Source organism: Actinomadura sp. NBRC 104412 (assembly GCF_030269515.1).
Classification (GTDB): domain Bacteria; phylum Actinomycetota; class Actinomycetes; order Streptosporangiales; family Streptosporangiaceae; genus Spirillospora.
In genome coordinates this window covers 14,140-40,394 of the sequence record NZ_BSTM01000046.1, presented here as the reverse complement: position 1 = coordinate 40,394, position 26,255 = coordinate 14,140, and the positions used below count along the sequence as shown (strand labels likewise).

The following is a 26,255-nucleotide window of genomic DNA, read 5'->3' as shown; positions in this document are numbered from 1 at the left end:
AGCCCCTCAGCCCGGTGCAACCGACGGATCTCCGCCCAGTCCTCCACCTTCAACACCTCACCAGGGTCCAGGGGCGGGTCACGATTCGGCCGGAACCACAGGGTCAGTCTTCAGGCGGAATCAACACCCCCAACCCCGAACGGCGCCCAAGCGTTGCGATCGCGTCCGAAGGCAGGTTCCGAGCTTGCGAGGAACCTGATCGCGTAGCGAGCCTCTAGGCGAGTCGGAGCGATGCAGCGATCGCACGCGGTGCCGGAGAAGGAGGGCGCCCAGCGCCCGACGCCGCAGGCACCGCCAATAAACACAGCGCAGCTCGTGCTTGCAATATAGACAGATGTGCACGGCGATCTTGAGTGTTGACCCGTCGTCTTCGGTGCCGGTTCTTCTGGTGGGGGTGCGTGATGAGTTCGTGGAGCGGCCTTGGGTGCCGCCGGGGCGGCATTGGCCTGATCGGCCTGGTCTGATCGGCGGGCTTGATCTGCGTGCCGGGGGTACGTGGCTGGCGGTCGACACGGAGGCGCCGCGTGTTTCCACTGTGTTGAACGCGCGTGGTGTGATGGCGCCGGAGGACGGCAGGTTGTCGCGCGGTGAGCTTCCGTTACGTGTCGCGGCTGAGGGCAGGCTGGCGCCGGAGGATCTGGAGCTGCCGCGGTACGACCCGTTCCTGCTGATCGGTGCCGAGCCGGATCGTGTGCGGTTGTGGCATTGGAACGGGGTGGACCTGGACGAGCGCAATCTGGGGCCTGGCCTTCACATGGTCCTGAACAGTGGGCTTGAGGGGGAGGGACGCCAGATGGGCGCGATCGAGGACGCCCACATGGAGGCGCGTAAGGCGCATTTCCGGCCGTTGTTCGCGGCGGCCCGGCGTCCGGTGCCGCGCGCCGATGACTCCGGTGTCGAGGAGGCGTGGGGTGAGTGGTTACCGCTGGCGGCGGGCGGCGGCTTGGCCCGTTCCGACCAGGCGTCGCTGCTGCCGATGGTGAACCTGGACGATGGTCGCGTCTGGGGCACCACGTCGGTCTCCTTGATCGGCCTGGCCCGCGACGGGGTCCGCTACGACTTCGCCGCCGTCCGCGCTGCGGGCGCTGAGTGGACGCGCGTGGCCTGAGAACCCCCGAGATTCCCGCCGAAATTCTCTGAACGCCTTTTCTGGATCACGCTAAGTGCTACCTTGACTACTTCGTGCGATCTTTGTGGTGTCCGCGAGGGGGCGGGGCACCGGTCTAGGGAGGGCGCATGACCGGCAGGGCGGCGGGTGCGGCCACGGGGGCCGCGTGATGCTGTTCACCAGGACCCCCGTGCGGGATGCCCCGCGGCCGGAGGCGGAGCCGCCCCCGGGGGAGCGCGACATCCTGGACGGCGGCGCGCCGGTGGACGTCCTGGCACGCTCCTCGTTCGTGCTGGCGTGGCTGCGGCTGCGCCGCGACCGGACCGCGATGGCCGCGCTGGCGGTGCTGGCGGCGATCGTCGTGTTCGCGCTGCTGGCGCCGCTGTGGGCGTCCCTGACGGGGCATCCCTACGACGCGACGTTCCCCCGGACGGGCCTGGACGCCTACGGGCAGCCGGTGGGTCCCGGCCGGGAGTTCTGGCTGGGCGCCGACCAGCTTGGCCGTGACGTGCTGGTCCGTGCCGCCTACGGCGCGCGTGTGTCGCTGCTGGTGGGCGTGGGGTCGGCGGCGCTGGCCGCGCTGGCGGGCGTGGCGGCGGGGCTGGTCGCGGGGTTCGCGGGCGGGGTGCTGGACGCGCTGCTGGCCCGGCTGATGGACATCACGCTGGCGCTGCCCTACCTGCTGGTGGCGATCACGCTGGCGACCACGTTCCAGCTCTCCTCGACCGGCGCGGGCCTGGCCATGACCATGCTGGTGATCGCGTTCTTCTCGTTCGCCGCGCTGGGGCGGGTGGTGCGCGCCGAGGTGCTGTCGCTGAAGCGGCAGGGGTTCGTGGAGGCGGCGCGCGCGCTCGGCGCCGGCCCGGTCCGGATCATGTACGGGGAGATCCTGCCGAACCTGGCGGGGCCCGTGATCGTCCTGACCGCGCTGATGATTCCGACCGCGATCGTGTTCGAGGCGACGCTGTCGTTCCTCGGCGTGGGGGTGCGGGCGCCGGTGCCGAGCTGGGGCGGGATGCTGGGGGAGGGCGGTGAGGCGTTCCGGTCCGCCTGGTGGCTGCTGGCCGTGCCCGGCGCGCTGCTGCTGGGGACCACGCTGTCGTTCAACCTGCTGGGCGACGGCGTCCGCGACGCGCTGGGCCCGGACGGCGGCACGTCCGTCCGGAAGGGGTGAGCGGCGCCGTGCGCGCGTCGGAGGGTCTGGCCTCGCTCGCCGTGCGGCGCCTGCTGCACGCGGTCGTCGTGCTGTGGCTGGTGTCGACGCTGGTGTTCGCGTTCCTGCACCTGTCGCCCCTCCCCGTGGAACGTGTGCTCGGGGGGCCGCGCGCCGACGCCGCCGCCCTCAGGTGCATCCGCCGGAACCTGGGGCTGGACCGCCCGCTGCTGGTGCAGTACGGGGAGTTCATGCTGCGCCTGATGCGCGGCGATCTGGGCGACTCCTACGTCAACGGAACCCCCGTGGCGAGCCTCATCGCCGAGCGGCTCCCGACCACGCTGTGGCTCGTGTCCGGCGCCGCGGTGCTGTGGCTGGCCGGTGGCGTGGCGATCGGCGTGCTGTGCGCCACCCGTGCCCGCGGCCTGTGGGACCGCGCGTCCACCGTCGTCGTGCTGGCCGGGATGTCCACCCCGGCCTTCGTGATGGCGCTGGTCATGCTGTACGTGTTCTCCACCAAGGCGGGTGAGGCGGGGCTGGGCTTCTTCGAGGCCGGTCCGCCGCTGCGGGAGCATTTCTGGCAGCGGATGGTGCTGCCGTGGGTGTCGCTGGCGTTCCTGCTGCTGGCCGCCTACGCCCGCCTCACCCGTGGCGCGTTGCTGGACGTGCTGGACGAGGACTACATCCGCACGGCCCGCTCGAAGGGCATGCGCGAACGCCGCGTGATCTACCGGCACGGGCTGCGGGCCGCCCTGGCCCCGGTGGTCACCCAGTTCGGCATCGACGTGGGGACGCTGGTGGGCTCCACGATCGTGACCGAGAAGGTGTTCGGGCTTCAGGGGGTGGGCCAGCTTGTCTACCAGTCGGTCGCGGCGGGCGACACGCCTGTGATCATCGGGGTGACGCTGCTGGTCACGGTGTTCGTGGTCGCCGCGAACCTGGTGGTGGACGTGGGGCACCGCAGGCTCGACCCGCGGATCGCCCGCGCCTGAAAACGATCTCGGCGTGGGGGCAGGAAACGGGCATGGCTAAGCTTTCGGGTATGCGATCGTGGCCCGCTCCCCCTGTGCCCAGCCTCACCGCTGCGGGACTGCCCTCTGCCGACCATAAGGGGGACGGTGCCCTGCGCCTTTACGACACCGCCTCCGGTTCGGTCCGGCCCACGGCGCCCGGCGAGACGGCCCGGATGTACGTGTGCGGCATCACGCCCTACGACGCGACCCACATGGGGCATGCCAACACCTACCTCGCCTTCGATCTGGTGAACCGGGTGTGGCGGGATCTGGGGCACACGGTGCGCTATGTCCAGAACGCCACCGATGTCGATGATCCGCTGCTGGAACGCGCCAGAGAGACCGGCCAGGACTGGCGGGAGCTGGCCGACCGGGAGATCGAGCTGTTCCGGCAGGACATGGTCGCGCTGCGGATCCTGCCGCCGGATGTGTACGTCGGCGCGGTCGAGTCGATCCCGCTGGTCGTGGAGATGGTGGAGAAGCTGCGGGGCAAGGGCGCCGCCTACGAGGTGGACGGCGACGTCTACTTCCCCGTCGCGGCCGACCCGGCGTTCGGCGCGGTGAGCGGGCTGTCCCGGCAGGAGATGGGGCCGCTGTTCGCCGAGCGCGGCGGCGACCCGGACCGGGACGGCAAGAAGGACCCCCTGGACGCCCTGCTGTGGTCGGCGCGCCGCCCGGGCGAGCCGTACTGGGACTCCCCGTTCGGCGAGGGCCGCCCGGGCTGGCACGTGGAATGCTCGGCGATCTCCATCGAGTACCTGGGGATGGGCTTCGACGTCGAGGGCGGCGGCTCGGACCTCGCGTTCCCGCACCACGAGATGAGCGCGTCGCACGCCCAGGTGGCCACGGGGGAGCGGCCCCACGCCAAGGTCTACGTGCACGCGGGCATGGTCGGGCTGGACGGCGAGAAGATGTCCAAGTCCAAGGGCAACCTGGTGTTCGTCTCCAAGCTGCGGCGCGGCGGGACCGACCCGATGGCGATCCGCCTGGCCCTGCTGGCGCACCATTACCGTTCCGACTGGGAGTGGACGGACTCCGGGCTGGAGGCCGCCGGAGCCCGCCTGGACCGCTGGCGCGCCGCCGTCGCCCGCCCTTCGGGTCCCGCGGCCGCCCCCGTCGCGGCCGAGGTCCGCGGCCTCCTGGCCGACGACCTGGACGCGCCGTCCGCCTTGGCGGCCATCGACCGGTGGGCCGCCTCCCCGGGCGACGACCCCGACGCGCCCGCCCAGATCCGTGCCCTGGCCGACGCCCTCCTCGGGGTCGCCCTGTAGCGGACGCGGGTCAGCGCAGGACGTAGCAGTCCCAGTCGGCGGGCACGCCCGCGTCGCCGCCGAGGCGCGACCCGGCGGCCGGGTCGTACTGTGACCGGCACACCTGCGTCATCGTGATCGGGGTGTCGATGCCCACGCCGTCCCCCGTGCGCACGCAGTACCACCGGCCGGAGCGGAAGGACGCCTTGCGGTCCCCGTCCGCGGCGCAGTACCGCTGCGGGTCGGGGGCGCCCAGCACCACGGGCTCGGGCGGCGGGTCGGACGGCTTGTCCTCGTCCTCGCCGTGCCCGCCGGTCGGGGCCGGTCCGCCGCCGGGTCTGGACGGCCGCGTGCCGGGGCTCCGCGGGACGTGCCGGGACGGGGTGGCGCGCGAGGGGTCGCTTGGGGCGCGGCTCGTGCGGCCGGTGCCGGTGGGCGCGTCCGAGGCCGCGGGGGAGACGCCGGACGGCCCGGACGCCGAGGTGCCCTGGCCTTCGCCGGAGGCGGCCAGGGCCATGACGCCGTAGGTGCCGCCGCCGGCGGCCGCCGCGATGCCCAGCGCCGCCAGCGCGGCGGGCAGCCTGCTGCCCCGCCTGCGCCTGCCCCGCCTGCCGCGCCCGCGCGGACGGCGTGGACGGTGTGGACCGGACGGTCCGGACGGCGTGACGGGCGCCCCGCTGCCGCCGTCGTTGCCGGCCGTCGTCTCCGCCTCGACGGGCGCGGTCGGCGCCGTGCCCTGCTGGGCCGGAGGAGGAGGGTCGGTGCTGGTGGCGTCCGGTGGGGCCGCGGCGGTCTGCGTGGCGAACGCCTCGTCGTGGCCGACCAGCCGCAGCAGGACCTGCGCGGCGGTGGGGCGCCGCGCCGGGTCCTTGTCGAGGGCGGCGGCGACCAGGCCGCGCAGCTCGCCGCCGAGGTCGCCCAGGTCGGGCTCCTCGTGCAGCACGCGGTGGGTCACGGCGGTGATCGAGTCCGAGCCGAACGGGGGACGCCCGGTGGCCGCGAAGGTCATCGTGGCGCCCCAGGCGAACACGTCGGCGGGCGGCCCGACATCGCCGCCGGTGACCTGTTCGGGCGCCATGTAGCCGGGGGTGCCGACGGGACGGCCGCCGGTGGCGCCGGCCGCGTCCAGGACGCGGGACAGGCCGAAGTCGATCACCCGTGGCCCGTCGGGTCCCAGCAGCACGTTGTGCGGCTTGAGGTCGCGGTGGACGATCCCGGCGCGGTGGATGGCGGCCAGCGCGCTGGCGGTGTTGACCGCGAGCCGTTCCAGCGCGCCGCCGGTGATCGGGCCCTCCTGGGCGACCTGCCGGCTCAGCGAGGGGCCGGGGACGTACTCGCTGACCAGGTAGGGGTTGTCCCCGGCCATGTCGGCGTCCAGGACCTGCGCGGTGCAGAACCGGGCGACCTGCCGCGCCACGGCCGTCTCGCGGATGAACCGGGCGCGCGCGGTGCCGTCGTCCTCGAAGGTGACCCGCAGCAGCTTGACCGCGACCCGTTCGCCGCCGGGCCCGGTGGCCAGGAAGACCGTGCCCTGGCCGCCGGAGCCGAGCCGCCCGACCAGTTCGTAGGCACCCAGGCGCCTGGGATCCTCAGGCTGCAGCGGCTGGGCCTCCGGCACAGGCCCTCCCTTTCGTTCAGCGGCGTTTCGCGGGCATGGGGAGCTGTCGCATTATCCCGTCCAAAGCGCACCTTCGCAGCGGTCGCCCGCCGTCCGCAAGGGAAACGCCTCACCTCGCGGACGGCTCCGGCGCACGCGGAGGCCCGGATCGCCGCCGTGGCGGGCGATCCGGGCCTCCGCCGAAAGCGGGACGGGCCTCAGCCCGCGTCGCGGCGTCTCAGGTAACGCTCGAACTCGCGGGCGATGGCGTCGCCGCTGGCCTCGGGCAGCTCGGTGGCGTCCTTCTGCTCCTCCAGCGTCCGCACGTACTCGGCGACCTCGGAGTCCTCCTCGGCGAGCTCGTTGACGCCGTTCTCCCAGGCTCGCGCCTCCTCGGGCAGCTCCCCGAGCGGGACGGTGACGTCGAGCAGGTCCTCGACGCGGCGCAGCAGGGCGAGGGTGGCCTTGGGGGAGGGCGGCTGGGCGACGTAGTGGGGGACCGCCGCCCACAGCGACACGGTGCTCAGCCCGGCCTTGGCGCAGGCGTCCTGGAGGACGCCCAGGATGCCGGTGGGCCCCTCGTACCGGGTCGGCTCCAGGTGCAGGGTGGTGACCAGCCCCGCCTCCGACGCCGCCCCGGTCACCGGGACGGGGCGGGTGTGCGGCGCGTCGGCCAGGAGGGCGCCCAGCAGGACGACGTTCTGCACGTTCAGCTCCAGCATCAGCCCGACCAGCTCGCGGCAGAACGACCGCCACCGCATGTTGGGCTCGATGCCGTGGACCAGGACCACGTCCCGCCCGGACGGCAGACGGCTCCAGGAGACCCGGGTGGTCGGCCAGATGATGCCGCGGCTCTCGCCGTCGCTCATCTCGATGATCGGACGGGTGACCTGGAAGTCGTAGTAGTCGTCCGGGTCGAGTTCGGCGATCGGGACGGCCTCCCAGGTCGACTCCAGGTGCTGGATGACCCCGCTGGCGGCCTCTCCGGCGTCGTTCCACCCCTCAAAGGCCGCCACGAGCACCGGATCGACGAGTTCGGGCACGCTTTCGAGCTCGACCACGCGCTGCCTCCTTCCGACGTCGGGTACAGCGTCACCGCGGGAGCCGTCATTCCCGGGGCAGGGGTCCCGGGCCATGATCGGTGCCTGTCAGCCTACGTCCTGAGCGGGCGCGTCCCCTACCGTTGCGGCGCCCCGATCTCACCGGGGCGCTCGCCGGGGCGGCCCGCCGGGGCTCACCGCTTCCCATCGGTGGTGTGGACGATCAGCACGTCGCACGGCGCCCGGTGGGAGAGGTTGGCGGGCACCGACCCCAGGATCCGCCCGGCCAGGCTGTTGAGGCCGCGGTTGCCCACCACGACCAGGTCGGCGGCGCGGTCCCTGGCCAGCTTGCTGATCACATCGACGGCGTCGCCCTCGCGGGCCTCCTGCTCGATGTCACCGGCGCCGGCGGCGACGGCCCGTTCCCTGGCGGCGCGCAGCGCGTCCTCGGCGGGGGTGGAGCCCTGCACCTTGTAGGCCAGGTCGCCCAGGCGGTCGGCGGCCTCCAGCCGTTCCCGCTCGGGCATCTGGTTGTAGGCGGTGGCGAGCAGCAGCGTGGCGCCGGTGGCGGCGGCCAGCTGGGCGGCCCGGTCGACCGCGCGGAAGGAGGAGTCCGAGCCATCGGTGCCGACGAGGATGGTGCGGTACGCGCTCATTGCTGGTTCCTTGGGGGCCGGGGGGATTCGGGAGTGTGTGTGGGTCCAGGGTGTGCTTACCGGGGAGTAGGTCCGGTGGCAACTTATCCTCCCGGTGACCCATCCGTCACGGGCATGCGCGAAGGGGACGCCCGCCCGCCTCCGAGGCGGCGCACGGGCGCTTTACCGTCCCGGCTAGGCTGGGGCACCATGAGCATTCCCACTTCGCAGTCATTGCGTCAGGCCCTCAGGCAGCGTGTCGTCGTGGCCGACGGGGGCATGGGGACGATGCTCCAGGACGCGGGTCCCACGCTGGACGACTACGAGGGTCACGAGGGCTGCAACGAGATCCTGAACGTCAGCCGCCCCGACATCGTCCGCGGCGTCCACGCGGCCTACCTGGACGCCGGAGTGGACTGCGTCGAGACCAACACCTTCGGCGCCAACCTCGGGAACCTCGGCGAGTACGGCATCACCGACCGCATCCACGAGCTGGCCGAGGCGGGGGCCCGGCTGGCGCGGGAGGTCACCGACCGCTACTCCACCCCGGACCGGCCCCGCTGGGTGATCGGGTCGATCGGGCCGGGCACCAAGCTGCCCACGCTGGGCCATGTGACCTTCGCCGAGCTGCGCGACGCCTACCGGCGCACCGCCGAGGGGCTGCTCGCGGGCGGGGCGCACGCGCTGCTGGTGGAGACCTGCCAGGACCTGCTGCAGGCCAAGGCCGCGCTGATCGGCGCCAAGCGCGCCATCGCCGCCGCGGGCGCGGACACGGTGCTGATCGCGCAGGTCACCATCGAGCAGAACGGCGCGATGCTGATGGGCTCGGAGATCGGCGCGGCGCTGACCGCGCTGGAGCCCCTGGAGCTGGACCTGATCGGCCTGAACTGCGCCACCGGCCCCGCGGAGATGAGCGAGCACCTGCGTTACCTGGCCCGGCACGCCCGGATCGGGCTGTCGTGCATGCCGAACGCGGGCCTGCCCGAGCTGACCGCCGACGGCGCCCACTACCCGCTGACCCCGCACGAGCTGGCCGACGCGCACGACACCTTCACCCGCGACTTCGGGCTGTCCCTGGTGGGCGGCTGCTGCGGGACGACGCCCGAGCACATGCGGCAGGTCGTGGAGCGGGTCGGCGGACGCCAGATAGCCGAGCGCAGGAGCCGTCCCGAGCACGGCGCCGCCTCCCTCTACCAGCACGTCCCGTTCCGGCAGGACACCTCCTACCTGGCCATCGGCGAGCGCACCAACGCCAACGGCTCCAAGGCGTTCCGGGAGGCGATGCTGGAGGAGCGCTGGGACGACTGCGTCAAGATCGCCCGGGACCAGGCGCGGGACGGCGCGCACATGATCGACCTGTGCGTGGACTACGTCGGCCGCGACGGCGTCCGCGACATGAAGGAGCTGGCGTTCCGGTTCGCCACCGCCGCCACGCTGCCGATCGTCCTGGACTCCACCGAGACCCCCGTGATCGAGGCGGGCCTGGAGATGCTCGGCGGCCGCGCCGTGGTCAACTCGGTCAGCTTCGAGGACGGCGACGGCGAGGGCTCCAAGCTGCGGCGGCTGATGCCGATCGTCCGCGAGCACGGCGCCGCGGTCGTGGTCATGTGCATCGACGAGGAGGGGCAGGCCCGCACCGCCGAGTGGAAGGTCCGGGTCGCCGACCGGATGATCCGGGAGCTGACCGGCAACTGGGGCATGCGGGTCGAGGACATCATCGTCGACTGCCTCACCTTCACCATCGGCACCGGCCAGGAGGAGTCGCGCCGCGACGCGCTGGAGACGATCGAGGCGATCCGTGAGCTCAAGCGGCTGCACCCGAACGTGCAGACGACGCTGGGCCTGTCGAACGTGTCGTTCGGGCTGAACCCGGCCGCCCGCATCGTGCTGAACTCGGTGTTCCTGCACGAGTGCGTGGACGCCGGCCTGGACTCGGCGATCGTGCACGCGTCCAAGATCCTGCCGATGGCGCGGATCCCCGAGGAGCAGCGCAAGGTCGCCCTCGACCTGGTCTACGACCGGCGCTCGGAGGGCTACGACCCGCTGCACCGGTTCATGGAGCTGTTCGAGGGCGTGGACACCAAGGCGCTGAAGGCCGGCCGCGCCGCCGAGCTGGCCGCGCTGCCGCTGTGGGAGCGGCTCAAGCGCCGCATCGTGGACGGCGAGCTGGACGGCCTGCCCGCCGACCTGGACGAGGCCCTCACCCAGCGGCCCGCCCTGGAGATCGTCAACGACGTCCTGCTGGACGGCATGAAGACGGTCGGCGAGCTGTTCGGCTCCGGCCAGATGCAGCTGCCGTTCGTCCTCCAGTCCGCCGAGGTGATGAAGACCGCGGTGGCCTACCTCGAGCCGCACATGGAGAAGTCCGAGGACGGCGGCAAGGGCCGGATCGTGCTGGCCACCGTCAAGGGCGACGTGCACGACATCGGCAAGAACCTGGTCGACATCATCCTGTCCAACAACGGCTACGAGGTGGTCAACCTCGGCATCAAGCAGCCGATGTCGGCGATCGTGCAGGCCGCCGAGAACGAGCGCGCCGACGTGATCGGCATGTCCGGGCTGCTGGTGAAGTCCACGGTGATCATGAAGGAGAATCTGGAGGAGCTGAACTCCCGCGGCGTGGCCGACAGGTGGCCGGTGCTGCTGGGCGGCGCCGCCCTCACCCGCGCCTATGTCGAGCAGGACCTGGCCGAGCTGTTCGACGGCGAGGTCCGCTACGCCCGTGACGCGTTCGAGGGCCTGCGGCTGATGGACGCGTTCATGGCCGTCAAGCGCGGCGAGGAGGGCGCGAGCCTGCCGCCGCTGCGCGAGCGCCGCGTCAGGCGCCGCGGCCCCAGGTTCGAGGTCACCGAGCCGGAGGACCTGCCGTCCCGCTCCGACGTGGCCACCGACAACCCGGTGCCCGAGCCGCCGTTCTGGGGCGACCGGATCGTCAAGGGCATCCCGCTGAACGACTACGCGGCGTTCCTGGACGAGCGGGCCACGTTCATGGGCCAGTGGGGCCTCAAGCCCGCCCGCGGCGGCGACGGCCCCTCCTACGAGGAGCTGGTGGAGACCGAGGGCCGTCCCCGGCTGCGGATGTGGCTCGACCGCGTCCAGACCGAGGGGCTGATCGAGGCCGCCGTCGTGTACGGGTACTTCCCGGCCGTCGGCGAGGGCAACGACCTGGTGCTGCTGAACGACGACGGGTCGGAGCGGGAGCGGTTCACCTTCCCCCGGCAGCGCCGCGACCGGCACCTGTGCCTGGCCGACTTCTTCCGTTCGCGCGAGTCGGGCGAGGTGGACGTGGCCGCGTTCCAGCTCGTCACGGTCGGGTCGAAGATCAGCGAGGCCACCGCCGAGCTGTTCGCCAAGAACGCCTACCGCGACTACCTGGAGCTGCACGGCCTGTCGGTGCAGCTGACCGAGGCGCTGATGGAGTACTGGCACGCGCGGATCCGCGCCGAGCTGGGCTTCGGCGCGGAGGACCCGGCCGACGTGGAGGACTTCTTCAAGCTCGGCTACCGCGGCGCCCGGTTCTCCTTCGGCTACGCCGCCTGCCCCGACCTGGAGGACCGCGCCACCCTGGTGCGGCTGCTGGCCCCCGAGCGGGTGGGCGTGAGCCTGTCGGAGGAGCTCCAGCTCGTCCCCGAGCAGTCGGCGGACGCGCTGGTCGTCCACCATCCCGAGGCCAAGTACTTCAACACCTGACCCGTGGGGAGGAACGCGCGCGTGGGGGACGTCGGGGGGCTGCGGGCCGTCCTGTTCGACATGGACGGGCTGCTGATCGACTCCGAGCGGCTGTGGCTGGAGGTGGAGACCGAGACCATGGCCTGGCTCGGCGGCACCTGGGGGCCCGAGCAGCAGAAGCTCCTGGTCGGCTCGTCGCTGGACAGGGCGTCGGCCTACATGGTGGAGCTGACCGGCGCGGACGTGTCGGCCGCCGAGGTGGGCCGGCGGATGGTGGACGGCATGGTGGAGCGGCTGAGCTCCTGCGTGCCGATGATGCCGGGCGCCAAGGATCTGCTCGTCCAGGTCCGGGACGCGGGCCTGCCCGCCGCCCTGGTCTCCTCCAGCCACCGCGTGCTGGTCGACCCGGTCCTGGACGCGGTCGGCCGGGAGTTCTTCGCCCTCAGCGTCGCCGGTGACGAGGTGTCCCGCACCAAGCCCGACCCTGAGCCGTACCTGACCGCGGTGGCGCGGCTGGGCGCCGTCCCGGGCCGCTGCGTGGTGCTGGAGGACTCGCCGACCGGCGTCCGGGCGGCGGAGGCGGCGGGCTGCGCGGTGGTGGCGGTGCCCTGCCTGCTGCCGGTGCAACCCGGCCCCGGCCGTACCGTCGTCGAATCGTTGCGAGAGGTTGACCTGGCATTGCTGCGTTCCCTCGTGTCCTGATGTCCCCTCGTGTCCAGATACTCACTCGTGTTGTGATACCGGGGCGGGTGCCGGTCCCTGATACCGCGGTGGGCGTCCCTAGGGGACGGATCACGCGAAGGGAGGAGCCGGGGCATCGCGGAAACCGTCCCCGCGGAGGAGCGCATATGGCGCGTACCGTGTGAGCATGGGGGAAAGGACGACCGCGGGAGAGTGAGGGGGCGGTCATGACGGACACCGCCGTTGACGCGATCTGTTTCGGCGTCACGCTGCTGGGCCTGATCATCAGCTGGGGGGTGTACCGCCGGCGCGGCGCCGCGCCGGCGCTGCGCGGGGCCGCCCTGTCGCTGGTGCCGCTGGCCGCCGCCATGACGGGCGTGACGGAGTTCTTCGTCGAGCTGACCTTCAGCCCGTCCCGGTGGGCGGGCGTGGGCGTGGCGGGCCTGGCCGTCGTGCTCTACCTGACCTCCGGTGTGATGCTCAGCCGCCGCGCGGGCGCCGTGGGCGGCGCGTCGGCCCGGGGCGAGACGGGCGGCCGTGCGGAGCGCAAGGCCGCGGGCCGAGGCTCCAAGGCGCCCAAGGCCGTCGAGCCGGCCGCCGATCCCGAGATGGCGGAGATCGAGGAGATTCTCCGTAATCGTGGTATCAAATGATCACACCGATTGGGTAAAGACGGCCCGCCAGGGGTCGTGAGCGAAATCACAACGAACGCCGACCGGCGCGACGCCGGTCGGCGTTCGCGTTCCCGGGGGGCGGCGCGCCCCCGGGAGGCCGTCACACGGGCCCCGCGGGCATCCTCCGCCCCACCCGAAGCCCTGCGTCCATTTTGTCCATCGCGGACGCCCTGACCTGCGCACGAACGGTATCGAATCGGACTCAGAACGGTAAAGCTTCCTGGTCTAGACCGGTCCGGGTGTTGCGGTGCACTTGCCGGGCGCGCGTACTATTCGTGCGCTTTGCCATTGCATTGTGCGGATCGCGTGTGCCCGAGATGACGACGAGATCACAAGTCTGAAACGGGTACTGGCCGAGGCCGCCGCAACGGATGGACAGTCGTCCTCGAAGGACTAGGTTTCCCTCCAGCAAACGTGGCGTAACGGGCATGAGCGGCGGACGATCTCCGCCTCCTGACCCCGTTAGGCGGCGCGGCGTCGCGAGGGTAGGAGGTACGGAGCGTGACCGCACCGATCGAGGTGTCCGGGTCGGACCAGCAGGCCCAGCCCGACGCCGTGCTCACCGGTGTCGAGCGCAAGGCCATCCAGGGACGCTCCCTCGGGCAGATCGCCTGGATGCGGTTGCGTCGCGACAAGGTGGCGATGGCAGGGGGCATCTTCGTCCTGCTGCTGATCGTGGTGGCGCTGCCGGGAGTGACCGACCTGCTGGTGCGCCTGGGCGGCTCCCCGCCCAACGAGTTCCACCAGAACCTGGTGGACCCCACCCTGGGCAGCCCGACCGGGTCGTTCGGCGGCATCAGCGGCGACCACATCTTCGGCATCGAGCCGGTCAACGGGCGCGATCTGTTCAGCCGCATCCTCTACGGCGCCCGGGTGTCGATCCTGATCGGCGTGCTGGCGACCCTCCTGTCGGTGGCGCTCGGCACGATCGCCGGCATCCTGGCCGGCTACTTCGGCGGCTGGGTCGACACCCTGATCGCCCGGCTGATGGACATCTTCCTGGCCTTCCCGCTGGTGCTGTTCGCGATCTCGCTGGTCGGGGTGATCCCGAACCAGATGGACATCCTGCCGTTCGGCCCGGACCTCCTGCACGTGATCACGCTGGAGGGCAACGCCCTGCGGATGGCCGTGCTGGTGTTCATCATCGGGTTCTTCAACTGGCCCTACATCGGGCGCATCATCCGCGGGCAGACGCTGTCCCTGCGGGAGCGGGAGTTCGTGGACGCGGCGCGCAGCCTGGGCGCCCGCAACTCCCACATCCTCTTCAAGGAGATCCTGCCCAACCTGGTCGCGCCGATCCTGGTGTACTCGACCCTGCTGATCCCGACCAACATCCTGTTCGAGGCCGCGCTGTCCTTCCTGGGCGTCGGTATCAACCCGCCCGACCCGTCATGGGGAGGGATGCTGTCGGCCGCCACGGAGCTGTACACGGTAGCCCCCCACTTCGTGATCGTCCCGGGCCTCGCGATCTTCGTCACCGTGCTGGCCTTCAACCTCTTCGGTGACGGGCTGCGCGACGCCCTGGACCCACGCGCCCGATGACCCCGGCCAAGAACCGGTATAGCGAAAGGGAAGCAATGAAATCTCCCAAGGTCGTGACCAGCATGGCGGCCACAGCCGTCGTGCTGAGTCTCGGACTGTCCGCCTGCGGCGGCGACTCCGGCGATGATGGGGACGGCGGAACCGGTCAGTTCAACGCCGCCGCCACGCAGGTCGTGAACCCGTCCGACCGCAAGGGCGGGGTTCTGAAGATGGCCCAGCCGGACGACTTCGAGTCCCTGGACCCCGCCAACATCTACTACGCCTACGGCAACAACTTCCTGCGCCTGTACTCCCGGACGTTGATCACCTACGCGTCCAAGCCGGGCCAGGAGGGCGCCACGTTCTCGCCGGACCTGGCGCAGTCGATGGGCACGCCCAGCGACGGCGGCCGCACCTGGACCTACAAGCTCAAGCGCGGCATCAAGTACGAAGACGGCACCGAGATCAAGGCCAAGGACATCAAGTACGCGGTCGCGCGCACCTTCGACCGCAGCGTGATCCGCAACGGCCCGTCGTACTTCACCCAGCTGCTGGACGCCGAGGGCTACGAGGGTCCGTTCAAGGACAAGAACCTCGACAACTTCAAGGGCGTCGAGACCCCCGACGACTACACCGTCGTGTTCAAGCTGAAGGACCCGTTCGCCGAGTTCGACCAGCTCGTCGGGTTCAGCGGGCAGACCGCCCCGGTGCCGCAGGCCAAGGACACCGGTGTGAAGTACACCGAGCGTCCCTTCTCCAGCGGCCCCTACAAGTGGGAGGGCAACTACCGGCCCAAGCAGGGTGGCGCGCTGGTGCGCAACACCTACTGGGACCAGTCGACCGACCCCAACCGCAAGCAGCTCCCGGACCGCATCGAGATCCAGTCCGGGCTGAAGGCCGAGGAGATCGACAACCGGCTGCTGGCGGGGACGCTGCACATCGACCTGCCGGGCTCCGGCGTGCAGACCGCCGCGCGGCAGAAGATCCTCACCGACCCCAAGCTGAAGGGGAACGCCGACAACCCGCTGGCCGGCTTCCACTGGTTCGTGCCGATCAACCGGAAGACCATCCCGAACATCGAGTGCCGCAAGGCGATCGTGTACGCGGCCGACCGGGCGGCGATGTACCGGGCCTACGGCGGTGCCGTCGGTGGCGAACCGGCCACCTCGATCCAGCCCCCGAACGTGATCGGCCGCCAGAAGGGCACCGACTACTACACCAAGGCGGACCCGAACTACACCGGTGACGTGAACCAGGCCAAGGCCGCCCTCGCCAAGTGCGGGCAGCCCAACGGCTTCTCCACGACGATGGTCTACCGCAGCGACCGCCCGAAGGAAAAGGCGGTGGCCGAGGCGCTGCAGCAGTCGCTCGCCAAGGCCGGCATCAAGCTGACGCTGAAGGGCTTCCCGTCGGGCACCTACACCAACGAGCAGTTCGGCGCGCCGGCGTTCGTGGCCCGCGAGAAGATCGGCCTGGGCACCTACGGGTGGGCCCCCGACTGGAACACCGGCTACGGCTACCTGCAGCCCATCACCGACGGCAAGGCGATCGTGCCGACCGGCAACGCCAACATGTCGGAGCTGGACCTGCCTGAGATCAACAAGATGTGGAACGACGTCGTCAAGCTGACCGACGCCAACGCCCGCGCCCAGATCTACAACCAGGTGGACGACATCTGGCGCAAGGACGCGTCGGTGATCCCGAACGTGTACGCCAAGTCGCTGGTGTACCGGCCGGCCAACGTGACGAACGTCTACTTCCACGCGGGCTTCGGGATGTACGACTACGCCAACCTGGGCGTGGCCGGCTGACGTCCGCACCAACCCCGTACTACCTGAGAGAAGGCAGGTGAAGGCAGCGGGCGGCCGGCGGGGCCAACCCCCGCCGGCCGCCCACGCCGGACACTGTGGTCACATTCATCGTTCGCCGTCTCATCGGCTCGATCGGCCTGCTGCTGGTCATCAGCGCGGTGGTGTTCGGCATCTTCTTCCTCGTGCCCAAGGCCGCCGGTGTGACCACCGACCAGCTCGCGGCGCGCTACGCCGGCAAGACCCCGGACGCGGCGACGCTTGAGGCGATCAAGGACAGGTTCGGCCTGGACGACCCGGTGGCCGTCCAGTACGGCAAGTTCGTCAAGGCCATCGTGGCGGGCGACACCTACGACACCGGCACCCAGACCATCCGCTGCCCGGCGCCCTGCCTGGGCTACTCGTTCCGCACCAACCAGTCGGTGCTGAGCGAGATCGGGCACCGGCTGCCGGTGACACTGTCGATCACCTTCGGCGCGGCGGTGCTGTGGCTGGCCGGCGGCATCTCGATCGGCGTGCTGTCGGCGCTGCGCCGCGGGACGATCTTCGACCGGGCCGCGATGGCGCTGGCGCTGGCCGGGGTGTCCCTTCCGATCTTCTTCACCGGGCTGCTGGGCCTGGCGTTCGTGGTGCACCAATGGGGGTTGCTCCCTGAGGTGAACTATGTCGCGCTGACCACCAATCCGGCGAAGTGGTTCACGGCGCTGATACTGCCGTGGATCTGCCTGGCGTTCCTGTACGCGGCGCTGTACGCCAGGCTCACCCGCGCCGGCATGCTCGAGACGATGAACGAGGACTTCGTCCGCACGGCGCGCGCCAAGGGGCTGCCGGAGCGGACCGTGGTGGTCAAGCACGGGCTGCGCGCCACGCTGACCCCGATCATGACGGTGTTCGGCCTGGACCTGGGCCTGTTGCTGGGCGGTGCGATCATCACCGAGCGGACATTCTCGCTGCCCGGGCTGGGCCAGCTCGCGCTGGACGGGATCTTCCAGAGCGACCTGCCGGTGGTGCTGGGTGCGACGATGGCCGCCGCGTTGTTCATCGTGCTGGCTAACCTGGTCGTGGACGTTCTGTACGGGGTCGTCGACCCGAGGGTGAGGCACAGCTGATGGGGGACACTGCGGAGGCCGCGGGCAAGGACACCGCCGCGAGTCCGGCGGAGGCCGCGGGCGCGGCGCCCGACGCCTTTCTCGAGGTCCGCGACCTGCGGATCCACTTCCCGACCGACGACGGCCTGGTGAAGTCGGTCGACGGGCTGTCGTTCCGCCTGGACCGCGGCCGCACGCTGGGCATCGTGGGCGAGTCCGGGTCGGGCAAGTCGGTCACGAGCCTGGGGATCCTGGGCCTGCACAACCGGCGCAACGCCCGGATGTCGGGGGAGATCTGGCTGGACGGCCAGGAGCTGGTGTCGGCCTCGCCCGAGCAGGTCCGTCGGCTGCGCGGCCGCACCATGGCGATGATCTTCCAGGACCCGCTGTCGGCGATGCACCCGTTCTACACGGTGGGCCATCAGATCGTCGAGGCGTACCGGGTGCACAACGACGTGTCCAAGCAGGTGGCGCGCAAGCACGCCATCGACATGCTGGGCCGGGTGGGGATCCCGCGGCCGGACCGGCGGGTGGACGACTACCCGCACCAGTTCTCCGGCGGCATGCGGCAGCGCGCGATGATCGCGATGGCGCTGTCGTGCGACCCCGAGCTGCTGATCGCCGACGAGCCCACCACGGCGCTGGACGTGACCGTGCAGGCGCAGATCCTGGACCTGATCCGGGACCTGCAGCAGGAGTTCAACTCCGCCATCATCATGATCACCCACGATCTCGGGGTGGTCGCGGAGCTGTCGGACGACATCCTGGTGATGTACGGCGGCCGGTGCGTGGAGTACGGCAGCGTCGGCGACGTGTTCCACCGTCCCGAGCACCCCTACACATGGGGGCTGCTGGGGTCGGTGCCGCGGCTGGACCGGCCGCCGCAGGAGCGGCTGATGCCGATCAAGGGCACCCCGCCCAGCCTGATCAACCTGCCGCCGGGCTGCGCGTTCAACCCGCGCTGCGCCTACGCGCAGGAGAACGGCGGCAAGTCGACCACCGAGCGTCCCGAGCTGGTGGAGGCGGCGCCCGGGCACAGCGTGGCCTGCCACCTGCCCGTCGAGCGGCGCCGCCAGATCTGGACCGACGAGATCGCCCCGCACCTGTGACCGGGGGCACTGGAGACATCGTGAGCACTTCCGACGACGGCCGTCCCGCGGACGCGGCGACCCCGCAGCCCGAGGCCGACGGCACCGCCACCACCGGGGCGACCACCGGAGTGACGACCACCGGCGTGACGACCAAGGAGTCCCCCGCCGCGTCCGGTGGCGGGGCGGGCGGGGACGTGCTGCTGGAGGTCGACGGCCTCGGCAAGCACTTCCCGGTGACGGCGGGGCTGCTGCGCCGCCAGGTCGCCGCGGTGAAGGCCGTGGACGGGGTGTCGTTCTCGGTGCGCAGGGGCCAGACGCTGGGCCTGGTGGGCGAGTCGGGCTGCGGCAAGACCACCACCGGCCGGATGATCATGCGGCTGCTGGACCCCAGCTTCGGGACGATCACCTTCGACGGCCATGACATCACGTCGATGTCGCAGAAGCGGATGCGCCCGCTGCGCCGCGACATCCAGATGATCTTCCAGGATCCGTACTCGTCGCTGAACCCGCGGCAGACGGTCGGCGCGATCGTCGGCGCCGCGTTCCGGCTGCAGAAGATCGACACCCCGCAGGGGGTGAAGAAGGCCGTCCAGGAGCTGCTGGAGCTGGTGGGCCTCAACCCCGAGCACTACAACCGGTACCCGCACGAGTTCTCCGGCGGGCAGCGGCAGCGCATCGGCATCGCCCGCACGCTGGCGCTCAAGCCGAAGCTGATCGTGGCGGACGAGCCGGTGTCGGCGCTGGACGTGTCGGTGCAGGCGCAGGTGGTGAACCTGCTGGAGGACCTGCAGAACGAGCTGGACCTGACCTATGTGGTGATCGCGCACGACCTGTCGGTGGTGCGGCACATCTCCGACCGGGTCGCGGTGATGTACCTCGGCAAGATCGTGGAGATCGGCGACCGGGACGACCTCTACGGCCGGCCGATGCACCCGTACACCAACGCGCTGCTGTCGGCGGTGCCGATCCCCGACCCGTCGCAGCGGGAGGGCCGGGAGCGGATCCGGTTGCAGGGCGACGTGCCCAGCCCGCTGGACCCGCCGCCGGCATGCCGGTTCCACACCCGCTGCTGGAAGGCGCAGGACATCTGCAAGCAGGTGGAGCCGCCGCTGGTGGAGCTGAGCCCCGGGCACCAGGCGGCCTGCCACTTCCCGGAGAACACCACGATCAGCGCGACCGACCTGGTCGCCGCGCAGTCGGCCGCGACCTCCAAGGCCGACCAGGCCGCCCTGAAGGACGGGGCGGTCCCGAAGCCGGCCGAGGGCGACGACTAGTCACGTCCCGTCGCGGCGTCCGGTGCGCGGCGTCCGGTGCGCGGTGGGCGGTGCGCGGTGGGCGGTGCGCGGTGGGCGGTGAACCAGGTGCGGCCGTCGTCGAGGAACCGGCCGAAATGCAGCCCGGCCCGCGCGAGCGTGCCATTCAGGTCGTGGTCGGCGAGCCGGCGCGAGGTGAAGGTGTGCACCCAGGTCCGGCCGCCGGTGGAGTACTCGATGCTCGCGGTGAGCAGGTCGGCGGCGGGGCGGCGCACGTCGAACAGGCGGTAGCGGACGCCGTCGCGTTCCCACTGTGAGGGCGCGGCGGCGTCGAACCATGCGGGGCTCTCCCGCTGGACGACCAGCACGCCGTCGTCGTCGAGGTGGCGGTGGCAGGCGCGCAGCAGCTCCTCGCGCGGGCCGTAGCAGATCAGGAACGACATCAGCAGCACGCCGCCGAACCGCTCACCCAGGTCCAGGTCCTGGATGCGGGACCGCACGGTCCACACCCCGGCGGCGCCCGCCGCGTCGATCCGCGCCAGCATGCCGGGGGACTCGTCGACGGCGACGACGGGATGCCCGAGCGCGGCCAGCGGCAGGGTGACCCGCCCGGCGCCGGCGCCCAGGTCCAGGACGGTCGCGCCCGGCCGCAGCGCGCCGTGGACGAGGGCGGCGTCCCCGTCGCCCGGTGGCAGCGCGGCGTAGAACTCGACCGCCGACCCGTCCGGCGCGATGGCGCCGGGCCCCGTGCCGTGCGCTCCGGGCGAGCCCGTGGTGTCGTCCATGCGCCGATTGTGCGCGACCCCGAGGCCCCGCGCCAGATCACCGTCGCGGGTCGGCGGGGTGCGCGGCGCGGGCGAGGGCGTCGCCGAGGGGCGTGCGCCGGTACAGGACGGCGCGTCCGGCGCGGGTTCGGTCGAGCAGCCCGGCGCGGCGCAGGACGGCCAGATGGTCGCCGGCGGCGCCGACGGCGATGCCGAGGGCGCGGGCGATCTGGGTGGTGCCCGCGGGTTCGTCCAGGGCGAGCAGGACGCGGGCGCGGGTGCGGCCGAGCAGCCCGGCCAGCGCGCCGGGTTCGGTGCGCGCGGGCGTCTCCCACAGGGCGGCGATGCCGCGCGCCGGGTAGATCAGCGCGTGCGGCCAGGGGTCGTCGGTGTGCGCGGCGACCCGCGGCCACACGGACACCGAGGGGATGAGCAGCAGCCCGCGGCCACCGAGCACGACGGTCTCGTGCGAAGCGGTCCGCAGGATCTCGATGCCGCGGTCGCGCCAGCGGACGCGGGGGTGCAGGTCGGCCAGCGCGGCCTCCCAGCCGCCCTGGCCGAGCCGTCCCGCGCGGTGCAGCACGTCGCGTTCGCAGATGGCGCGCAACTGCGGCCAGGACGGCGCCACCAGCTCCCGCCAGGCGATCTCCAGCGCGTCGGCGATCAGTTCGGTGACGTCGTCGCGGCGCAGCAGCGCGGCGGCGCGGTCACCGGCGGGACGGTGCCGCAGGCACAGGTCGATCTCGCGGCGGGCCAGGGCGAGCGGGGTGGCGCGGACCTGCGCGAGGTCGTCCTCGATGGTCTGGGCGAGGCCGAGCCGGGGCGGCGGCGCGGCGAACGCGGCGCCGTAGGAGGGGGTGTGCAGGGCCAGCACCGCGTCCAGGGCGGTGCCGGCGCGCAGCCGCCGGAACGCGGGCCGCAGCCGGTCGGCCCACGGTGGCCGCCCGGAATGCCCGGCCAGCCCCCGCAGCAGGCCGTTGAGCTCGAACAGCGGTGAGAGCGCGAACCGGCTGTGCAGGAGGTCCTCGGTCTCCGCCTCGAAACGGATCATGCCGCGACCCTACGTCCCGGAGCTTACGTTCCAGGACGTAACGATGGCGGCGGCGGCCGGGCGGCGGCAGGCTCCGCCGCATGACGACACGGGACCGGGACGCGCCGCGGGCGTCCTACCGGGAGGTGCTGGCCGAGCCGCGGTTCCGGGTGCTGTTCGGCACCCGGTCACTGGTGATCGCGGCGGACACGCTGCGGATGGTGGCGCTGTCGGTGCTGGTGTACGGGCGGACGGGATCGCCGCTGCTGGCGTCGGTGGCGTTCGCGGCGGGGTTCGCCCCGCAGGTGGCGGGCGGTGCGCTGCTGGGGGCGCTGGCCGACCGGATGCGCCCGCGCCCCCTCGTGGCGGCCGTGTACGCGATGGAGGCGGGGGCCGCGGCGGCGCTGGCGCTGCTGGACCTCCCGGTGGCGGGCTGCCTGCTGCTGGTGGGGGCGGTGGCGTGCGTGACGCCGGTGGTGTCGGGCGCGGTGAGCAGGGTGGCGGTGCAGGCGTTGCCGGGCGACCGGTACGTACTGGGCCGGTCCCTGATGGTGGTGGCGTCGTCGGTGGCGCAGCTGGCCGGGCTGGCGTTCGGCGGGGCGGCGGTGGCGGCGCTGGGCCCGCGCGGCGCGCTCCTGGGCACCTGCGCGGTGTACGCGACCGCGGCGGCACTGGTCGTGCTGTTCCTGGACGACCTGCCCGCCGCCACGACGCGGGACCCGGCGGGGCCACGGCGGGGGCTGGTGGGGGAGAGCGGCGCGGTGAACCGGCGGCTGCTGGCCGACCCGGCGGTGCGGGCGCTGCTGTTGGCGCAGTGGCTTCCCGCGGCGTTCGTCGCGGGAGCGGAGAGCCTGCTGATCCCGTTCGCGCACGACCGGGGCCTGCCCGCCGGGATGGGCGCGGTGCTGATGGCGTGCCCGCCGGCGGGGATGATCGTGGGGAATTTGGCGTGCGGGCGGCTGCTGCGCCCGTCCGCCAGGGAACGTCTGGTGGTGCCGCTGATGGCGCTGGTGGGGCTGCCGCTGCTGCCGCTGGCGGCCGGGCCGCCGGCCATGGTGACTGCGGCGCTGCTGGCCTGCACGGGCGCCGCGTTCGCCTACGAGCTGGGCATCCAGCGCCGGTTCGTGGACGCGGTGCCCGAGGCCGAGCGGGGACAGGCGTTCGGGCTGCTGTCGACCGGGATGATGACCTTGCAGGGTGTCGGCCCGGTGCTGTCCGGCGCGCTGGCCGAGGCCGCCGGTCCCGGCACGGCCATCGGCGCGGCGGGCGCCGCGGCCGTCCTGGCGGCGGTGTGGCTGCGCCCCATCCTCGGCCGGGCCTGAACACGGCGAAGGGCGCCCCGGCCGCTGCACGGGGCGCCCCTCTGAGCGGGGTCGAGCGGGGTCCTCCTTGATGCCTCTCGGTTCCTTTTCGGTTTCCTCTTCGGTTCCTATTCGGTCGCGATGGCCTTCAGGACGTCCATGCGCCCGGCCCGCCACGCCGGCCACAGCGCGGCCAGCACGCCGATCACGGCGGCGATCACCACGTAGACCGCCAGGGTGACGTACGGGATGCTGAGCCGGGTCAGGCCCTCGCCCTCCAGCGCGTGCTGCACCGCGGCGCCGAACGACACCCCGATCGCGATGCCGAGGACGGCGCCGAACAGCGCGATCACGATCGACTCCAGCCGGATCATGCGGCGTAGCTGGCGGCGGCTGATGCCGATCGCGCGCAGCAGCCCGATCTCCCGGGTCCGCTCGATCACCGACAGCGCCAGCGTGTTGATCACCCCGACCGCCGCGATGATCACGGACATGATCAGCAGCGCGGTGAGGAAGGAGACCAGCCCGTCGATCTGCTGCCGTGCCTCATCCTTGATCGCGGCCTGGTCCTGCACCTCGACGTTGGGGTGGTCGCTCAGGGCCCGTTCCAGCGCGGTCTTGGTGGCAGGACCGGTGGACGCGGCGTCGACCACGACCAGGGTGAGGGTGGGCCGCGCGGCGTGCGCCCGATGCGCCGCCTCCGCGATCACCCGCGGGCCGACCAGGTCGCTCTTGGCGTAGATCCCGGTGATCCGCAGCCGCTCGGTGGCGCCGTCGGGGAACTGCACGGGGACGACCGAGCCGACCGCCCAGCCCTGCGAGCGCGCGGTCTCGGCGTCCACGAGCATCCCGTCCCGCCCGGTCTCCAGCGTCCCGGACGTCGCCTTCACCCGGGCGCCCTTCTCCAGCGCATAGGCGCTGGCGACGGCGTAGCCGGCCCGCTTCCCGGCGAAGTTCGCGATGCCGTCGTAGATCGCCGACACCTGTGTCACCCCGGGGACCGCCTGGACCTTCCCGAGCACGTCGGGGCCCATGGCCACGCCGAACGCGACGGGCGCGACGATGTAGTCCGCGCCGAACTGCGCGTCGATCTGCTCGTCCACCGAGGACCGCATGGACGCGCCCAGCACGTTCACGGTCGTGATCAGCGCGAGGCCGATCATCAGGGCGGCGGCGGTGGCGGCGGTGCGGCGCGGGTTGCGCAGCGCGTTCTGCCTCGCCAGCCGCCCGGGGGCGCCCATCAGGCGCGCGGCGGGAGCACCCAGCACCCGCACGATCGGGACGCTGATCACCGGGGCCAGCATCGCCACGCCCAGCAGCACCGCGAACGCGCCCACGCCGACCGGCACGATCGGGTTGCCCGCGGTGTCGTCACCGGCCAGTCCCACCGCGATCAGGCCCCCGCCGATCAGGGTGAGCAACGACCCCAGCGCGACGCGGACCCGCAGGGACCGCTGCGGCAGCGCCACGTCGTCCCGCATCGCCGCCACCGGCGGGATCTTGGCGGCGCGGCGGGCCGGGAAGTACGCCGCCACCACGGTCACCACGATCCCGACCAGGTACGACCACACGAACATCATCGGTGTGAACACCAGCCCGCCGCCGCCGTCCCCGCCGATCATCTGCGAGTACAGCAGCGCGGCCAGGCCCGTGCCGACGCCCAGCCCCAGCGTGGACCCCAGGAACCCGACGGCGACCGCCTCGCCCAGCACCGCCCGGGTGACCTGCGGGCGGGCGGCGCCGATCACGCGCAGCAGCGCCAGCTCCCTGGTGCGCTGCGCCACCAGCATCGAGAAGGTGTTCACGATGATGAACGCCCCCACGAAGATCGAGATCAGCGCGAACACCAGCAGGAACGTCCGGAAGAAGTTCATGATCTGCTCGACGTCGCTCTGCGCCTCGTCGCGCATCTGCGTGCCGGTGATCGCCTCGAGCTGGCCGGGGAGCACCGCCGCGACCCGGTCGCGCAGCTCCTTCTCGCCCACGCCCGACGACTCCATCTGGATGTCGGTGAAGAACCCGGGCTTGAGCATCAGCCGCTGAGCGGTCGGGGTGTCGAACGCGGTGACCGTGGCGCCCAGCAGCGCGCCGGTGTCGATCGTCCCGCTGAGCCGCATCTTCTGCGGTGGGCCGGCCGTCACCACGGACACGGTGTCGCCGACCTTCAGCCCGCCCTTCTCGGCGGTCCGGTCGTCCACGGCGACCTCACCGGGCCCGGACGGGGGCCGCCCGGTCGTCATCGTGTACCCGCCGGTGCCCGTCCAGTTCACGCCGAGCTGCGGCGCGCCCTCCTGACCCGACACGAGCTTGCCGTCGCGGCCGGTGACGGCGGCGTACCCGGTGACGTTCCCGACCGGGTTCCGCACGCCCTCGACCTGCTTCAGCCGTTCCAGCACCGATGCCGGCACCGGCTGCGCCGACATCCCGTCCTGGTCGGCGCCCTCCACGACCTTCTTGGCACGCACGTCCACCGCGATGCCCTTGCCGATCCGGTCGAACAGGTCGTCGAACTGCCGCCCCATGGTGTCGGTGAAGATCAGCGTCCCGGACACGAACGCCACACCGAGGATGACCGCCACCGCGGTCAGCATCAGGCGGATCTTGTGCGCCGCCAGATTGCGGAGCGTGACCCTGGCCATCATCGGGCGACGGCCCCCTGCTGCCGGTCCTGCTGCTCAGCCTGCTGCTGGGCCTGCTGCTCGGCCTCGTCGTCGTGCACCGTGGGCGCGTCCAGGCCCTTCATCCGCTCCAGCACCCGCTCGGCGGTCGGCTCGGCCATGGTGTCGACGATCCGCCCGTCGGACAGGAACACCACCTGGTCGGCGTACGCGGCCGCCGACGGGTCATGGGTGACCATCACGATCGTCTGGCCCATCGACCGCACCGACTCGCGCAGGAACCCCAGCACCTCCGCGCCGGACCGGGAGTCGAGGTTGCCGGTCGGTTCGTCCGCGAAGATGATCTCCGGGCGGGACGCCAGCGCACGCGCGCACGCCACCCGCTGCTGCTGCCCGCCCGACAGCTCGCTGGGACGGTGCTTGAGCCGCGGGCGCAGCCCCACCGTGTCGATGACGTGGTCCAGCCACTCCTTGTCCTGCTTGCGGCCCGCGATGTCCATCGGCAAGGTGATGTTCTCCAGCGCGGTCAGCGTCGGCACCAGGTTGAACGCCTGAAAGATGAAGCCGACCTTGTCGCGGCGCAGCCGGGTCAGCTGCTTGTCCTTCAGCCGCGTCAGGTCGGTGTCGCCGATGAACACCTGCCCCGAGTCCACCGAGTCCAGGCCCGCCATGCAGTGCATCAGCGTGGACTTGCCGGACCCGGACGGGCCCATGATCGCGGTGAAGCGGCCGCGCGGCACGCCCAGCGTCACCGCGTCCAGCGCGATGACCTTGGCGTCGCCCGAGCCGTAGACCTTGGCGATCCCCTGGGCCCGTGCGGCGAAGTCGCCCTCCTCCGGTGCCAGGTGTGCGCCGGAGGCCGTCTGGGCGGATTCCGTCACAGTGAACTCCCTGCCTGTCGTAAAGCGCACGCCATGCGGCGCCTGTTTCCTTCTGGGCACCCGGCTGTGGACAAGGCCGG

At 72.0% G+C, this 26,255-nt stretch carries 20 protein-coding genes; 13 read left to right on the top strand and 7 right to left on the bottom strand.

All coding sequences use genetic code 11. The annotated features are described in order from the left end of the window. The first annotated feature begins 334 nt into the window (after positions 1-334). From QSK21_RS33655 to mshC, 4 genes are all read left to right on the top strand, one after another. Complete coding sequence (locus tag QSK21_RS33655; protein ID WP_285701705.1) at positions 335-1,108, top strand: NRDE family protein; 774 nt, start codon at positions 335-337, stop codon at positions 1,106-1,108. Positions 1,109-1,277: 169 nt separating this feature from the next. Then, positions 1,278-2,282, top strand: coding sequence for an ABC transporter permease (locus QSK21_RS33650; protein ID WP_285701703.1), 1,005 nt, complete (start codon positions 1,278-1,280; stop codon positions 2,280-2,282). 8 nt (positions 2,283-2,290) lie between these two features. Continuing rightward, on the top strand, positions 2,291-3,253 hold the full coding sequence (locus tag QSK21_RS33645; protein WP_285701702.1) for an ABC transporter permease: 963 nt from the start codon (positions 2,291-2,293) through the stop codon (positions 3,251-3,253). 50 nt (positions 3,254-3,303) lie between these two features. After that, on the top strand, positions 3,304-4,545 hold the full coding sequence (mshC, locus tag QSK21_RS33640; RefSeq protein WP_285701701.1) for a cysteine--1-D-myo-inosityl 2-amino-2-deoxy-alpha-D-glucopyranoside ligase: 1,242 nt from the start codon (positions 3,304-3,306) through the stop codon (positions 4,543-4,545). A gap of 10 nt (positions 4,546-4,555) precedes the next feature. Here the strand turns inward: mshC and QSK21_RS33635 are convergent, their stop codons facing one another. The 3 genes from QSK21_RS33635 to QSK21_RS33625 form a co-directional block, all read right to left on the bottom strand. Beyond that, positions 4,556-6,142 (bottom strand): serine/threonine-protein kinase, encoded by a 1,587-nt coding sequence (locus tag QSK21_RS33635; RefSeq protein ID WP_285701700.1) that lies wholly within the window; start codon positions 6,140-6,142, stop codon positions 4,556-4,558. A 197-nt stretch (positions 6,143-6,339) separates the two neighbouring features. Next, the gene (locus QSK21_RS33630) at positions 6,340-7,182 is read right to left on the bottom strand and encodes a PAC2 family protein (RefSeq protein WP_285701698.1); all 843 of its coding nucleotides are present in this window, start codon (positions 7,180-7,182) and stop codon (positions 6,340-6,342) included. A 173-nt stretch (positions 7,183-7,355) separates the two neighbouring features. Then, positions 7,356-7,817 carry a universal stress protein gene (locus QSK21_RS33625; protein ID WP_285701697.1) on the bottom strand — a complete coding sequence of 154 codons (462 nt, stop codon included), beginning with the start codon at positions 7,815-7,817 and terminating at the stop codon, positions 7,356-7,358. A 189-nt stretch (positions 7,818-8,006) separates the two neighbouring features. On the opposite strand from QSK21_RS33625, the gene metH reads away from it, so the two are divergent. The 8 genes from metH (at position 8,007) to QSK21_RS33585 (ending at position 19,602) form a co-directional block, all read left to right on the top strand. Then, the gene (gene metH / locus QSK21_RS33620; protein ID WP_285701696.1) at positions 8,007-11,486 is read left to right on the top strand and encodes a methionine synthase; all 3,480 of its coding nucleotides are present in this window, start codon (positions 8,007-8,009) and stop codon (positions 11,484-11,486) included. Positions 11,487-11,507: 21 nt separating this feature from the next. After that, complete coding sequence (locus QSK21_RS33615) at positions 11,508-12,167, top strand: HAD family hydrolase (protein WP_285701695.1); 660 nt, start codon at positions 11,508-11,510, stop codon at positions 12,165-12,167. A gap of 206 nt (positions 12,168-12,373) precedes the next feature. Next, positions 12,374-12,799, top strand: coding sequence for a hypothetical protein (locus tag QSK21_RS33610; RefSeq protein ID WP_285701694.1), 426 nt, complete (start codon positions 12,374-12,376; stop codon positions 12,797-12,799). A 522-nt stretch (positions 12,800-13,321) separates the two neighbouring features. After that, entirely contained in the window at positions 13,322-14,362 is a 1,041-nt protein-coding gene (locus tag QSK21_RS33605; protein WP_285701693.1) for an ABC transporter permease, read from the top strand. Positions 14,363-14,424: 62 nt separating this feature from the next. Continuing rightward, complete coding sequence (locus QSK21_RS33600; RefSeq protein ID WP_285701691.1) at positions 14,425-16,152, top strand: ABC transporter substrate-binding protein; 1,728 nt, start codon at positions 14,425-14,427, stop codon at positions 16,150-16,152. A 95-nt stretch (positions 16,153-16,247) separates the two neighbouring features. Further along, on the top strand, positions 16,248-17,258 hold the full coding sequence (locus QSK21_RS33595) for an ABC transporter permease (protein WP_285701690.1): 1,011 nt from the start codon (positions 16,248-16,250) through the stop codon (positions 17,256-17,258). Continuing rightward, entirely contained in the window at positions 17,258-18,346 is a 1,089-nt protein-coding gene (locus QSK21_RS33590) for an ABC transporter ATP-binding protein (RefSeq protein WP_285701689.1), read from the top strand. Before QSK21_RS33595 ends, QSK21_RS33590 begins: the two co-directional genes overlap by 1 nt. Positions 18,347-18,471: 125 nt before the next feature. Beyond that, positions 18,472-19,602 (top strand): ABC transporter ATP-binding protein, encoded by a 1,131-nt coding sequence (locus QSK21_RS33585; RefSeq protein ID WP_502871623.1) that lies wholly within the window; start codon positions 18,472-18,474, stop codon positions 19,600-19,602. On the opposite strand, the gene QSK21_RS33580 is transcribed toward QSK21_RS33585, so the two are convergent. Beyond that, positions 19,599-20,366 carry a class I SAM-dependent methyltransferase gene (locus QSK21_RS33580; RefSeq protein ID WP_285701688.1) on the bottom strand — a complete coding sequence of 256 codons (768 nt, stop codon included), beginning with the start codon at positions 20,364-20,366 and terminating at the stop codon, positions 19,599-19,601. The genes QSK21_RS33585 and QSK21_RS33580 overlap by 4 nt on opposite strands. 37 nt (positions 20,367-20,403) lie before the next feature. Next, complete coding sequence (locus tag QSK21_RS33575) at positions 20,404-21,396, bottom strand: winged helix-turn-helix domain-containing protein (protein WP_285701686.1); 993 nt, start codon at positions 21,394-21,396, stop codon at positions 20,404-20,406. An 80-nt stretch (positions 21,397-21,476) separates the two neighbouring features. On the opposite strand from QSK21_RS33575, the gene QSK21_RS33570 reads away from it, so the two are divergent. Continuing rightward, positions 21,477-22,697, top strand: a complete 1,221-nt coding sequence (locus QSK21_RS33570; RefSeq protein ID WP_285701684.1) for an MFS transporter — start codon at positions 21,477-21,479, stop codon at positions 22,695-22,697. Between the two features lie 107 nt (positions 22,698-22,804). Here QSK21_RS33570 and QSK21_RS33565 read toward each other — a convergent pair whose 3' ends face one another. Continuing rightward, the gene (locus QSK21_RS33565) at positions 22,805-25,318 is read right to left on the bottom strand and encodes an ABC transporter permease (protein ID WP_285701683.1); all 2,514 of its coding nucleotides are present in this window, start codon (positions 25,316-25,318) and stop codon (positions 22,805-22,807) included. After that, the gene (locus QSK21_RS33560) at positions 25,315-26,175 is read right to left on the bottom strand and encodes an ABC transporter ATP-binding protein (protein WP_285701682.1); all 861 of its coding nucleotides are present in this window, start codon (positions 26,173-26,175) and stop codon (positions 25,315-25,317) included. The genes QSK21_RS33565 and QSK21_RS33560 overlap by 4 nt, the downstream gene beginning before the upstream one ends. Between the last annotated feature and the right edge of the window lie 80 nt (positions 26,176-26,255).

Bases quoted from the DNA above. Each gene is read 5' to 3' on its own strand.
- QSK21_RS33590 (WP_285701689.1), top strand. From the start codon at position 17,258: ATGGGGGACACTGCGGAGGCCGCGGGCAAGGACACCGCCGCGAGTCCG.
- mshC (WP_285701701.1), top strand. From the start codon at position 3,304: ATGCGATCGTGGCCCGCTCCCCCTGTGCCCAGCCTCACCGCTGCGGGA.
- QSK21_RS33575 (WP_285701686.1), bottom strand. From the start codon at position 21,396: ATGATCCGTTTCGAGGCGGAGACCGAGGACCTCCTGCACAGCCGGTTC.
- QSK21_RS33650 (WP_285701703.1), top strand. From the start codon at position 1,278: ATGCTGTTCACCAGGACCCCCGTGCGGGATGCCCCGCGGCCGGAGGCG.
- metH (WP_285701696.1), top strand. From the start codon at position 8,007: ATGAGCATTCCCACTTCGCAGTCATTGCGTCAGGCCCTCAGGCAGCGT.
- QSK21_RS33580 (WP_285701688.1), bottom strand. From the start codon at position 20,366: ATGGACGACACCACGGGCTCGCCCGGAGCGCACGGCACGGGGCCCGGC.
- QSK21_RS33655 (WP_285701705.1), top strand. From the start codon at position 335: ATGTGCACGGCGATCTTGAGTGTTGACCCGTCGTCTTCGGTGCCGGTT.
- QSK21_RS33570 (WP_285701684.1), top strand. From the start codon at position 21,477: ATGACGACACGGGACCGGGACGCGCCGCGGGCGTCCTACCGGGAGGTG.
- QSK21_RS33565 (WP_285701683.1), bottom strand. From the start codon at position 25,318: ATGATGGCCAGGGTCACGCTCCGCAATCTGGCGGCGCACAAGATCCGC.
- QSK21_RS33610 (WP_285701694.1), top strand. From the start codon at position 12,374: ATGACGGACACCGCCGTTGACGCGATCTGTTTCGGCGTCACGCTGCTG.
- QSK21_RS33625 (WP_285701697.1), bottom strand. From the start codon at position 7,817: ATGAGCGCGTACCGCACCATCCTCGTCGGCACCGATGGCTCGGACTCC.
- QSK21_RS33600 (WP_285701691.1), top strand. From the start codon at position 14,425: ATGGCGGCCACAGCCGTCGTGCTGAGTCTCGGACTGTCCGCCTGCGGC.